The 11,609-nt window shown below is 73.6% G+C and carries 12 protein-coding genes; 4 read left to right on the top strand and 8 right to left on the bottom strand.

Annotated features, from left to right (window positions below; translation table 11 throughout):
- Positions 1–100 precede the first annotated feature (100 nt).
- From RB608_RS03945 to RB608_RS03955, 3 genes are all read right to left on the bottom strand, one after another.
- On the bottom strand, positions 101–1,558 hold the full coding sequence (locus RB608_RS03945) for an NCS2 family permease (RefSeq protein WP_308086500.1): 1,458 nt from the start codon (positions 1,556–1,558) through the stop codon (positions 101–103).
- Positions 1,555–2,817: an MFS transporter gene (locus tag RB608_RS03950; RefSeq protein WP_308086726.1), complete on the bottom strand. Its 1,263-nt coding sequence runs from the start codon at positions 2,815–2,817 to the stop codon at positions 1,555–1,557. The genes RB608_RS03945 and RB608_RS03950 overlap by 4 nt, the downstream gene beginning before the upstream one ends.
- Before the next feature lie 83 nt (positions 2,818–2,900).
- Positions 2,901–3,350 carry a MarR family transcriptional regulator gene (locus tag RB608_RS03955; RefSeq protein WP_308086501.1) on the bottom strand — a complete coding sequence of 150 codons (450 nt, stop codon included), beginning with the start codon at positions 3,348–3,350 and terminating at the stop codon, positions 2,901–2,903.
- Between the two features lie 57 nt (positions 3,351–3,407).
- Here RB608_RS03955 and RB608_RS03960 point away from each other — a divergent pair, with 57 nt between their 5' ends.
- Both RB608_RS03960 and RB608_RS03965 read left to right on the top strand, forming a co-directional pair.
- Complete coding sequence (locus tag RB608_RS03960) at positions 3,408–3,701, top strand: DUF2530 domain-containing protein (protein ID WP_308086502.1); 294 nt, start codon at positions 3,408–3,410, stop codon at positions 3,699–3,701.
- The gene (locus RB608_RS03965; protein ID WP_308086503.1) at positions 3,694–4,323 is read left to right on the top strand and encodes a class I SAM-dependent methyltransferase; all 630 of its coding nucleotides are present in this window, start codon (positions 3,694–3,696) and stop codon (positions 4,321–4,323) included. The genes RB608_RS03960 and RB608_RS03965 overlap by 8 nt, the downstream gene beginning before the upstream one ends.
- Before the next feature lie 222 nt (positions 4,324–4,545).
- Here the strand turns inward: RB608_RS03965 and RB608_RS03970 are convergent, their stop codons facing one another.
- On the bottom strand, positions 4,546–5,322 hold the full coding sequence (locus RB608_RS03970; protein WP_308086505.1) for a DUF3027 domain-containing protein: 777 nt from the start codon (positions 5,320–5,322) through the stop codon (positions 4,546–4,548).
- Between the two features lie 64 nt (positions 5,323–5,386).
- Between RB608_RS03970 and RB608_RS03975 the strand changes: the two genes are divergently transcribed.
- Positions 5,387–6,814 carry an MFS transporter gene (locus RB608_RS03975; protein WP_308086506.1) on the top strand — a complete coding sequence of 476 codons (1,428 nt, stop codon included), beginning with the start codon at positions 5,387–5,389 and terminating at the stop codon, positions 6,812–6,814.
- A gap of 13 nt (positions 6,815–6,827) precedes the next feature.
- Here the strand turns inward: RB608_RS03975 and RB608_RS03980 are convergent, their stop codons facing one another.
- Positions 6,828–7,223 carry a cold-shock protein gene (locus tag RB608_RS03980; protein ID WP_308086507.1) on the bottom strand — a complete coding sequence of 132 codons (396 nt, stop codon included), beginning with the start codon at positions 7,221–7,223 and terminating at the stop codon, positions 6,828–6,830.
- A 97-nt stretch (positions 7,224–7,320) separates the two neighbouring features.
- Here RB608_RS03980 and RB608_RS03985 point away from each other — a divergent pair, with 97 nt between their 5' ends.
- A complete protein-coding gene (locus RB608_RS03985; RefSeq protein ID WP_308086508.1) occupies positions 7,321–7,920 on the top strand; it encodes a GNAT family protein in 600 nt (199 codons plus the stop codon).
- Between the two features lie 7 nt (positions 7,921–7,927).
- Here the strand turns inward: RB608_RS03985 and RB608_RS03990 are convergent, their stop codons facing one another.
- From RB608_RS03990 to RB608_RS04000, 3 genes are read right to left on the bottom strand one after another with little or no spacing between them, the layout of a single operon-like run.
- Entirely contained in the window at positions 7,928–9,130 is a 1,203-nt protein-coding gene (locus RB608_RS03990) for an RDD family protein (RefSeq protein ID WP_308086509.1), read from the bottom strand.
- Between the two features lie 27 nt (positions 9,131–9,157).
- On the bottom strand, positions 9,158–10,663 hold the full coding sequence (locus tag RB608_RS03995; protein ID WP_308086510.1) for a hypothetical protein: 1,506 nt from the start codon (positions 10,661–10,663) through the stop codon (positions 9,158–9,160).
- Positions 10,660–11,499, bottom strand: coding sequence for a protein phosphatase 2C domain-containing protein (locus RB608_RS04000; RefSeq protein ID WP_308086511.1), 840 nt, complete (start codon positions 11,497–11,499; stop codon positions 10,660–10,662). Before RB608_RS04000 ends, RB608_RS03995 begins: the two co-directional genes overlap by 4 nt.
- Positions 11,500–11,609: the final 110 nt, after the last annotated feature.

Genomic DNA, 11,609 nt, shown 5'->3' on the forward strand with positions numbered 1-11,609 from the left:
CAGACACAAGAATCGAGATTACCGGCCGTGCCAAAGGCGGGTCAAAATGCGGCGCGCACGCCTGGACCTCCCCCGGCGCCCACTCCCGGCGCGGGCCGGATCAGGTCAGCCAACGGGTGATCGGGTCGATCGCGAAGTAGACCACGAACAGACCGGCCACGACCCACAGCAGCGGGTGCAGCTCGCGGGCCTTGCCGCGCACCACCTTGAGGAACGCGTAGGAGACGAATCCGGCCCCGATGCCGACCGAGATCGAGTACGTGAACGGCATCAGCGCGATGGTGAGGAAGGCCGGGATCGCGATCTCCACGTCGTCCCACGAGATGCCGGTGATCTGCTGCATCATCAAGAAGCCGACCAGGACCAGCGCCGGGACCGCGGCCTCCGACGGGATCATCGCGACCAGCGGCGACAGGAAGATCGTGACCAGGAAGAGCGCACCGGTCACGACCGAGGCCAGTCCGGTGCGGGCGCCCTCGCCGACCCCCGAGGCCGACTCGATGTACGACGTGTTCGACGAGACGCCGGCCGCGCCGCCCGCGATCGCGGCGACGGAGTCGACGACCAAGATCCGCTCGGCGTGCGGTGGCATGCCGTCCTCGTCGAGCAGGCCGGCCTCGGCGCCGATGGCGGTCATCGTGCCCATGGTGTCGAAGAAGTCGGCGAGCATCAGCGAGAAGACGAGCAGCAGGACGGTGACCACGCCCGCCTTGTCCCAGGAGCCCAGCAGGTTGAACTCGCCGAGGGTGCCGAAGTCGGGGGCGTGGAAGGAGTCGGGCCAGGCCGGGACGGTGAGCGCCCAGCCACCGGCCTGCTCCGCGGACCGGCCGAGGTCGCCGATCGCCTCGACGACGACCGCGACCGCGGTCATCACGACGATCGAGATCAAGATGGCGCCGCGCACGCGGCGTACCCACAGCGCCAGCATCAGCAGCAGGCCCACCACGAACACGAGAACCGGCCAGCCGCTGAGGTTGCCGTCGGCGCCGAGCTGGACGGGCACGGTCGTCTGCGCCCTGTCGGGGATCCGCGACACCACGCCGGCGTCGACGAACCCGATCAGGGCGATGAAGAGGCCGATGCCGACCGAGATGGCCACCTTGAGCTGCGCCGGCACCGCTCGGAAGACCGCCGTCCGGAATCCGGTGAGGACGAGCACGAGGATGAGGACGCCCTCGATCACCACCAGCCCCATCGCGTCGGCCCAGGTCATCTGGCTGGCGACCGCGAACGCGAGGAACGCGTTGAGGCCCAGCCCGGTCGCCAGGGCGAGCGGGTAGTTGGCCACGACGCCCATCAGGATCGTCAGCACACCCGCGACCAGCGCGGTGCCGGCGGCGATCGCCGCGAGGTTCGGCTCGGTGCCGCCGCCGAGGTACTTCCCGTCGATGTCGGTCGCGTAGCCGAGGATCAGCGGATTCAGTACGACGATGTAGGCCATCGTGAAGAACGTGACGACGCCTCCGCGGATCTCCTGACCGAGGCTGGAGCCCCGCTCGGAGATCCGGAAGTAGCGTTCGAGCGGGTTCGTCGGGGCGACGGGCTGGGCCGAGTTCACGGCCGAAGCATGGCAGGAGCGACGGCCGGGGTCGAGCCGGCGGCCGGCTCGAGCGCGGGGCCTCCCGCCCTCGCCACGGTCCGGCGCACCAGCACGGCGAGCCCGACGCCCACCAGCACCAGGGCGCCGCCGAGGACCAGCGTCCAACGGGCGCCGAACTGCTCGCCGATCCAACCGATGAAGGGGGCGCCCAGCGGCGTGCCGCCCATCACGATGGTCATGTAGATCGCCATCACCCGACCGCGCAGCGCCGGGGCCGACTCGATCTGCAGCAGCGCGTTGCAGGAGTTGAGCACGGTGATCACCGAGAAGCCGAGGAGCGGGCACAGCAGCACGAAGGTGAGGTACGACGGCACCAGGCCCGCCGCGATCTCGACGACTCCGAACACCACCGCCGCACCCATCATCAGCCGGACCCGGACCCGGGAGCGGCCGGCCGCCACCAGTGCGCCGGTCAGCGAGCCGATCGCGAGGAAGGAGCCGAGGATGCCGTACTCCGTGGCGCCCTTGCCGAAGACCTCGGTCGCCATCAGCGCGGAGGTGATCTGGAAGTTCATGCCGAAGGTGCCCACGAAGAACGCGAGCACCAGGATCATCAGCATCTTGGGCTGGCCGCGCAGATAGGCGACGCCCTCGCGGAGCATGCCGGGCGTGCGGCTCGCGGTGGGCGGCGACTGGAGGGTGGCCTCGTCCATCCGACGCAGCTGGACGATCACGGCGAGGTAGGACACCGCGTTGGCCAGGATCACCCAGCCGGTCGCCCGCATGCCGCCGCCGCCCAGACCGATGAGCAGGCCGGCGAGCCCGGGGCCGACCAGGCGCGCGGTGTTGAAGGCGGCCGAGTTCAGGCTCACCGCGTTGGCGACGTCGTCGGCACCGACCATCTCGGAGACGAAGGCCTGGCGGGCAGGACCGTCGAAGGCCGCGCCCACGCCGAAGACGAACGCGAGCAGGTAGACGTGCCAGGTCTCGGCCACGCCGAACGCGGCGATCACGCCGAGGGCGAGCGAGGCGAGGGCCATCACGGCCTGCGTGATCTGGAGCAGGACCCGCTTGGGGATGCGGTCGGCGACCACGCCGGCGTACGGGGAGAGCAGCAGCACCGGCAGGAACTGGAGGCCCGTCGTGATGCCGAGGGCGGCGCCGCCGTTGCCGGGGATGGTCAGGACCAGCCAGTCCTGAGCGACCCGCTGCATCCAGGTGCCGACGTTCGACACGATGCTGCCGGCGAAGTACAGGCGGTAGTTCGGGTGGGCCAGGGAGCGGAATCGGGGGCTCGTGGGGACTCCTTCGGTCGGTCAGCGGGGCGTGGTCATCGGGGTGGTGGTCGACGAGCTCGCGCTCAGTCGGCCTCTGCGAGGCGTTGCAGGAGCGGAGCCGCGCGGCGCAGCACGTCGCGCTCCTCCGGGGTCAGGTCGGCGAGCCGGCGCGAGAGCCAGCGGTCGCGACGGGCGACGTCGGCGGCCACTACGGCGCGCCCGGCGTCCGTGATCCGGACGACGACCTGCCGGCCGTCACTCGGATGCGGGCGCCGCTCGACGAGCTCGGCGTCGGCGAGCCCGGTGACCGTGCGGGTCATGCTCGGCGGCTGCACCTGCTCGCGGCCGGCCAGCGCTCCGACAGTGAGGTCGCCCTGGCGGCCGAGGGCATAGAGCACCGCCATCGCCGACACACTCAGGTCGTTGTCGGGGTGCCGCTCGCGCAACAGCCTCCGGCGCAGGCGCACGACCGCGAAGCGGAGCTCGGTCGCGAGTCCGGCGTCACTGCGCACGTGCTTCTCGAGAGTGGGCATATCGTTAGCCTAAGTCATTACCTCTGCTAACTATTCCCGGAGCAGTAGCATGGGCTCGTGGAGCTCCGCGACGATCAGCCGACCCAGCACGAGATCGGCAACCGGACCTACCTCATCGCGCCCGTCGAGCCCCTCGACGTCGACGGGGTGCGGACCGTCCAGGTCGGCACCGCGCTCTTCCTCCTCGCCTTCGTCGGCCTGCTCCCGTTCTACGGGCGGCTCGAGGAGGACGGCCGCACGTGGCTGCTGTGGATGTGCCTGACCGGGGTCGGCCTCGGCCTGCTCGGCACGGAGTACTGCAAGCGGCGCCGCCGGGCCCGCTCCGAGCGCGACCACGACGCCCATGAGTGAGGCCGCGCCCCTCCGCCCGACCCGCTGGGCCCTCGGCGGGCCGCGCAACGGCGGCTATGCCGACCGGTTCGCCCAGCTGATCGCCGAGGGAGCCGACGTCGTCGGCGAGGCCCGGCTCGCCGACGCCCTGGTCCCCCGCGGCGCGACGATCCTCGACGCCGGCTCCGGCATGGGCCGGATCGGCGCCCACCTGCGCGCCCTCGGCCACCGGGTCACGGCGGCCGAGCCCGACCCCGCCCTCGTCGAGCAGTCCCGGCGCACCTACCCGGACCTGCCGGTGCTCCCGCTGGAGATCCTCGCGCTGACGCCCGATGCCCTCACCGCGGCCGGCGCGCCCACGTCGTACGACCTGGTGGTGTGCGTCGGCAACGTGCTCACCTTCGTCGCCGAGGGCACCGAGGTCGCCGTCCTGGAGCGCCTCGGCTCGCTGCTCGCCCCCGGCGGCCGGATCCTGGTGGGCTTCCACCTGCAGCAGGGGCCGGCGACCGCGAGGGTGTACCCGCCGGAGGAGTTCGCCGCGGACGTCGAGGCGGCCGGGCTGGTCGTCCAGCAGCGCTTCGGTGGCTACGACCTGCGGCCGGTCGACGACCTCTACGCGGTCACGATCCTCGCCCGGCCCTGACCCCGGCCGGCCTTGTAACTAAGGGTTACAGCACGGAATTCAGCGCCATAGCGCCCGGGTAGTAGCAGCAGCACCCGGGTAGACGCGTCCGAGGCACCCCACGCTCGCGTTCCGGTCACGACGACCGGCACGCAGCATCCACCCGGGCGTTAGGACCACTACCCGGGCGCTGTTGCACCGGTTTTCGCGCCGTAACCCTTAGTTACAAGGGGCGAGCGCCCCTCAGAAGGTCTCGAGGTCGTCGAGGGAGATCGTGTCGATGACGGGCGGCGCGGGCGGCTGGGGCTGCTGGCGCTTGCTCAGCCGGATCTCGGAGTGAGCGCCGCAGCCGTGCTGGTGCGCGACAACGCGTCCGTCGTCGTTGGCGTCGCCGTTGGCGCACACGCCGAACAGCTCCGACAGCGGGCCGGCGAGGCGGACCAGGAAACCGCAGGAGTAGCAGTGGTGCGGCGCGGACTTGGCGATCGGCGCGTCGGGACCGGCGGCGCCGTCGTACCAGCGCTCGGCGGCGGCGTCGCGGCCCTCGCGCGAGAGCACCCGGACCCGGCCGAGGCCGAGGTCCTTGGCGACCTGGCGCACCTGGGCCTGGTCGTCGGCGTCGAGCGGGTCGTCGCCGAAGGAGTACGTCGGCACCAGCCGCGCGTCGTCGTCGGAGACGGGGAGCAGGTCGCCGGGCGACATGTCGCCGGGAAGCAGCCGGTCGCGGTAGGGCACCCAGGCAGGGGCGACGATGGCGTCGGAGCCGGGGAGCAGGACGACCTCGACCACGGTGACCTTGCGCTGGCGGGAGGCCCGGGTGAGCGTGACCGCCCACTGCCAGCCGCGGTAGCCCCGGCGCGTGCAGTCGAACAGGTGGGTGACGACCCGGAGCCCGTCGATCTGGTGGCCGCGGTGGTCGCCGACGTCGGAGGCGTCGACCTCCTCGAGCAGCGCCGAGCGCGCCGCGTCGATCGCGTCGGCGGTGGCGGCGTCGGTCAGCTTGCGCTCGAGGGTGGACACCGGCACAGCATCCCCCATCGTGGCGACGCACGTCACGTCGGGGGTAACAGGCAAGATAGGGAAGGTGAGCACCGACGGCCCGGACCTGAGCCCCCCGCCGGAGCGCGGCCCCGCCGGCGACGCGCCCGCCGAGACCGGCTCGGTCCGCGCGGCCAAGGCGACCGCGCGGGGCGTCAAGGGCTTCGCCCGGGTGACCGGACGCGCCAGCAAGGCGACGGTGCGCACGGCACGCAAGGCCGCCGGCGCCCAGGGCGCGGAGCGCTCCGGTCTCAACCGGCTCATCGAGCTGCACGCCGCGAACGCGGCCGGCGACTCGGCCTTCGCGATCGCGCTGGCCGGCACCGTCTTCTTCGCCGGCGCCACCAGCGGTCAGCGCGGCCCGGTGCTGCTCTTCCTCGGCCTCACCATGGTCCCGTTCGCGATCGTGGCCCCCCTGATCGGCCCCTTCCTCGACCGGTTCAGCCACGGCCGGCGTTGGGCGATCGGCGCCACCTTCGCGCTGCGCGCCTTCCTGTGCTGGATCCTCGCCGGGACGCTCAGCGACGGCTCCCCCTGGTTCTACGTCGCCGCGCTCGGCGTCCTCGTCTCGTCCAAGGCGTACGGCGTGGCGAAGGCCGCCGCGGTGCCACGTCTGGTCCCCCAGGAGATCACCCTGGTGAAGGCCAACGGCCGGGTGGCGCTCGCCGGCGTGGTGGGCGCCTGCGCGTCGGCACCGCTCGCGGGTGCGGCGTACTGGATCGGACCCGAGTGGGCCTGCCGCTACGCCTTCCTGGTGTTCACCGTGGGCACGGTCGCGGCGATCCTGCTGCCCGGGAAGATCGACTCCTCGGCGGGCGAGGAGTCGATCGACGGGCCACGCGGCACCGGGCGCCGCGCCGGGCTGCCGCCCCAGGTCGCCTTCGCCCTGCGTGCCAACTGCGGGCCCCGCCTGCTCTCCGGCTTCCTCACCATGTTCATGACGTTCGTGCTGATGACCGAGCCGCTCGACGGCTGGGAGAGCAAGACCAAGGCGACGCTGACGGTCGGCCTGGTCGTCGGCGCCGCGGGCCTCGGCAACACCGTCGGCATCGTCGTGGCATCGCTGGCCCGCAAGATCAACCCGGCCGCGATGGTCGTCATCGCCCTGCTCGCCGACATCGTCGCGCTCGTCGTGGCGACCCTCTTCTTCAGCCTGCTCCCGCTCGTGCTGCTGGGCCTGACTGTCGGCCTGATGCAGTACCTCGCCAAGGTCTCGCTCGACTCGACCATCCAGGCCGGCGTCCCGGTGCGCGCGCACGCGAGCGCGTTCGCGAAGGGCGACACGACCCTGCAGCTGGCGTGGGTCGTCGGCGGCTTCCTCGGCGTGATCCTGTCCTATCCCGCCGTCAACGGCATCGGACTGGGCTTCGCCGCCGTCCTGCTGACCGCCTGGGCCGTCTTCGTCCTGCGGACCAGTCCGTCGCGACGCGAGCGGAACCGGCCGGGCAGCCCGGTCGGCGCCACCCCCGGCTGAGCCGAGCCGGGCCCTACGACTCGAGCTCGTCGGCCAGCGCGCGCAGCAGCTTGGCCACCGGCTGCGCCGTACGACGGTCGGGGTGGCGGCCGTGGCGGTAGGCCTCGCCCACGCCGTCGAGCACCCGGATCAGGTCCTCGACGATCGGGACCATCTCTTCGGGCTTCTTGCGCTTGGCCTGCTGCTGGTTGCGCGCGACCGAGGCCGGCGCGTCGAGGATCCGCACCTGGAGGGCCTGCTCACCACGGCGGCCCTGGGCGATGCCGAACTCCACCCGGGTGCCCGCCTTGAGCGTGGTCACGCCGTCGGGCAGCGCATCGGCGCGGACGTAGACGTCCTCCCCGCCCTGCTGGGAGAGGAAGCCGAAGCCCTTCTCCGCGTCGTACCACTTCACCTTGCCAGTCGGCACGGCTCGGCCCACCCTCTCCTCACGCCTGCGTGCGCCCGGTCGGGCGCACGAACCGCACATCGTAGGACATGCGGTGTCGGCCTCTATTCTCGCGAACGTGGCAACCGAATTGATCCCGCCCGGGCTGCCGGCGCCCCTCCTCCCGATCCGGACCGAGCGCCTCGTGCTGCGCGCCGTGCTGCCCACGGACGAAGCGGCGATCGGCGCCTACTGCGCGAGCCCCGAGGTCACCCGGTACCTGCCCTTCGGGCCGCTCGGCGCCGAGGGCCTGCGGGAGCGGATGGAGCGGATGGTGGCGGGGAGGGCGCCGTCGGCACCCGGCGAGATGCTGTCGCTCGCGGTCGAGCACGACGGCGTGCTGGTCGGCGACCTGATGCTGCGCCTCACCGCCCGGCACGGGCCCCAGGACCCGCCGGCGATCGGGGAGCTGGGCTGGGTCTTCGCCCCGGAGTACGCCGGGCGCGGGTTCGCGACCGAGTCCGCCCGCGCCCTGGTCGACCTGGCGTTCACGCACTACCCGCTGCATCGGCTGATGGCCCAGCTCGACCCGCGCAACCTCCCCTCCGCCCGGCTGTGCGAGCGGCTGGGCATGCGGCACGAGGCGCACACCCGCGAGGACTTCGCCGAGCGGGACGGCTCGTGGGGCGACACCTCGGTCTACGGGCTGCTGCGCCGCGAGTGGGAGGCGCGGGGCTGACCCGGGCTCAACCCTCTCTCTCGACCCGCATGGTGCGGTCGCCGAAGCGCACCTCGTCGCCCGCGAGCAGGGTGCTCGGACGCCCCGGGGACAGCGAGCGGGACATTCCCTTGCGGATGACGTAGGAGCCGTTGGTCGACCCGCGGTCCATCACCACGAGCGCGCCGTCGGCGGCGACCTGGAACTGGGCGTGGGTCTTCGACAGCGACATGTCGGAGGAGCGCAGGGGGACGACGTGTCGCACCGGCTCCCCCGGCCGGGGCTCCGGGCGCCGGCCGACGAGAGCGAGGCCCTCGACCACGAAGCGCTCGCCGGTGTCGAACTCGACCCGCCACCGGACGGTCTGTGGCGTGAGCGCCTCTGCGGACCCGGCGCTCGGGTCGGGCCGGACCCGGGTCTGCTCGACCGGGGGACGCTCGGCGGCCGGGACCGGCGTGGGCCGCGGCGCGGCAGGAGCGGGCGCGGCCTGGCTGGGGACGGCCGGGGTGGGCGCGGCCGGGGTGGGCGCGGCCGGGGTGGGGACGGCCGGGCTGGGGACGGCCGGGCTGGGCGCCGCGGCCGGGACGACGGCCGGCACGGGCGCGGGGGTCGGGAGGGGGGTGGAGGTGGGCGTGGGGGTGGGCGTGGGGGTCGGGTCCGGGCGCTCCTCGACCGGCGACGGCAGCAGCCGCATGGCGGTGAGGTTCACGATCTGCTGCGGCCGCGCGACCTCCGCGGCCTCCTCGACCTCCTGGGGCCGGACGTCGACCACGACGGCGTCCCCGATCCGGTCGTGCAGTCCGCGACGCTGCCGCGACGGGTCCATCGCCGCGGTCCAGGCGAGCGTGGCCAGGCCGAGACCGGCGGTCGGCAGCCCGGCGATGCCGAGCACCAGCGTCCGCAGCAGCCCGGCGCCGACGCCGATGGGCTCGCCCGTCGTACGCCGCACGACCCGCAGGCCGGTAGCCGCCTTGCCGGGGGTCCGGCCGGTCGCGCCCACGAGCACGGCCAGCACCAGACCGACCAGGACCGCCACCCCGACGAAGGTGAGGACGAGGAGCCAGGCGCTGTCCGGCTCGACGAGGCGCCACACCGCGAGCGCCGCGGCGGCGGCGACGGCCCAGCCCAGCGCCCGGTCGATGACCGCGGCGGTGAACCGGCGCTCCATCTCCGCGGGTGGAGAGGCGGCACCGTCGCCGGCGGGCGGCGGTGGGCTGGGGACGTGCGTCATGCGGAGCGCTCCGAGTAGCGGGCAGGGTCAGGGACGGGTGACCTGGATGGTGACGCCGTCACCCAGGTTGATGGTCGCGCCCGGGATCAGCTGGACGGCGATGCCGGGCTTGAGGTCCTCCGGCCCCAGGCCGGGCTGCACCAGGACCGTGCCGTTGGTCGAGCCCATGTCGGTCACGACAGCGGTGCCGAGGTCGGCGCCGACGCCCGGGCGGACCTCGATGTGCGTGGAGGAGATCTCGTGGAGGCGGCTCGGCACGGTGACGAGCGTCGGCTGCTCGGTCGAGGCGAACCGCCGCGCCTCCGGCGCGCGGCCGATCAGGACAGCGCGGTCGACGATGACCGACTGGCCGTCGGAGACCAGCAGCTTCGCGACCGGCTGCGTGACCGGCGGGGCCGCCGGCGTACCGGGGACCGGCGGCACCAGCGGGGCCGGCGGCTCACCGGCGCCGGCGACGGTGAAGCCGTCGTGCTCGACACCCGGTCCGGGCGGCGGCGTGACCGCGCCGACAGGCTCCCACGAGCCGATCGGGAGCGGCGGCGCGTCAGGGAGATCCGGCGCGGGGAGATCCGGCGCGGGGAGATCCGGCGCGGGGAGATCCGGCGCGGGGAGATCCGGCGCCGGGACGCCGGGGACGGGAGCGCCCACGGGCGGGGGCGGCACCCAGGTCGGCGGCGGCGTGGTCGGGGCGTCGGCGGCGGGCGTGTCCCAGGGCGTCACCCAGCCGTCCGGTGCCGGCTCCTGCGGGGCCGCGCCGAGTGGCTCGTCCACGCTCTCCATGACCTCGGTGACGGGGCCGTCGTCGAGGTAGGCCGCTTCGGTGGCCGCGGCCGCGCCCTCGTCGAGAGGACTCGGCTCGTCGAGAGGACTCGGCTCGTCGAGTGGGCCGGGCTCGTCAAGTGGGCCGGGCTCGTCGAGGAGGCCCGACTCGCCGGCAGCGGCGGGCGACGCCTCCTCCAACGAGACGGGCTCCTCGGCCGCCGGCGCGGCCAGCGGCACGGGGACGGAGGGGGCGGAGGGGGCGGCCCCCCCGGCCGGCGCACCGGCGGCGGGGGCGAGCGCGGGCCGGTCGATCCGGCCGACCCGGACCAGACCGGTGAGGATCGGGAAGTCGGCGCCGGGGGTCTGGGCCGCATCCGCCTCCGCGGGCAGGCCGATGCTCAGGGAGGTGACGCCGTCCAGGCTGCGCTCGACCCAGGTGTGGCTCTCACCGCCGTCGACGGTCACGGTCTCCCCCCCAGCGGTGATCGTGGCGACGACACCGGTGCCGCGGAGCAGGACCCGGGTCGTCCCCTCGGTGGCGCTGACCAGCGCGAAGCCGGGGATCCGGCTCAGCCCGGAGGCGAGCAGTCCGTCGAGGACGTCGTCGAACCCGGCGCCGCCGTCGACCAGGGCCCACAGGCCGACGACCTGGTCCCTCTGCGACTCCGGCAGCACGATGGCGGCACCGGCGCCGAAGACCGCGAACCAACCGCCGTCGCGGTACGACCAGGCACCGGTCGTGCGCTCGGTCGCTTGCATGCCGTCGGTCATGGGAGAGCCCCCAGCTTCTGCTCCAGACTCAACCGCTGTGCGTGTGAGTCGTACGGGTCGTCGTTCGCCAATCCCACCACATCGACCACGAGCGCGGTCGCGTTGTCGTGGCCGCCCGCAGCCACCGCGGCGGCGACCAGGGCGTCGGCGGCATCGCGCGGGTCGTCGTACCCGGCGAGGATCGAGGCGATGGTCACGTCGTCCACCATGCCACTGACGCCGTCGGAGCACAGCAGGAGGCGCTCGGCCGCGGCGAGCGGCAGGAGGTAGTAGTCGGCCGCGCCGCTCACCGCGCCCGGCATCGCCGCTCCCCCGAGCGCACGGGTGATGACATTGCGGCTCGGGTGGACGGCCGCCGCGTCGGGGGTCAGCCGGCCGGCGTCGACCAGTTCCTGGACCAGGCTGTGGTCGACGCTCACCTGCTCCAGCTCACCCTCGTTGTAGCGGTAGATCCGCGAGTCGCCGACATTGGCGAGCAGCCAGTGCGGGCCGTCGGCGGACTGGACGAGCAGCGCGAGGACGACCGTGGTGCCGGCCGCGAAGGTGTCGTCGGCCCCCGCGGCGCGCTGCTCCTCGTCGTACGCGAGCAGCCGGTCCTGTGCGGCCTGGAGCGCGGCGTCGACCGCGGCGGTGCCCTCCTCGAGGACGTAGTCGCCGCGGGCGAGCCGGGCGAGCTCCTCGACGGCGTACCTGCTGGCGACGTCGCCGCGGTCGTGGCCACCCATCCCGTCGGCGACGACGAAGACCGGCGGATCGGCCAGGAAGGCGTCCTCGTTGACCTCCCTGACCAGGCCGACGTCGGTGGCGGCACCGTGGTGCAGCTCGACCCGGTTCATCGATGTCCTAGGTTGGACACTGTGGGAGCGGGACCGAGCGGACACCGGTCGTTGGCCGACCAGCTGCGGTCGTGGCCTGACGAGCGGCTCCAGCGCCTGCTCACCGAACG

The organism is Nocardioides sp. LHD-245 (assembly GCF_030929495.1).
Lineage (GTDB): Bacteria > Actinomycetota > Actinomycetes > Propionibacteriales > Nocardioidaceae > Nocardioides.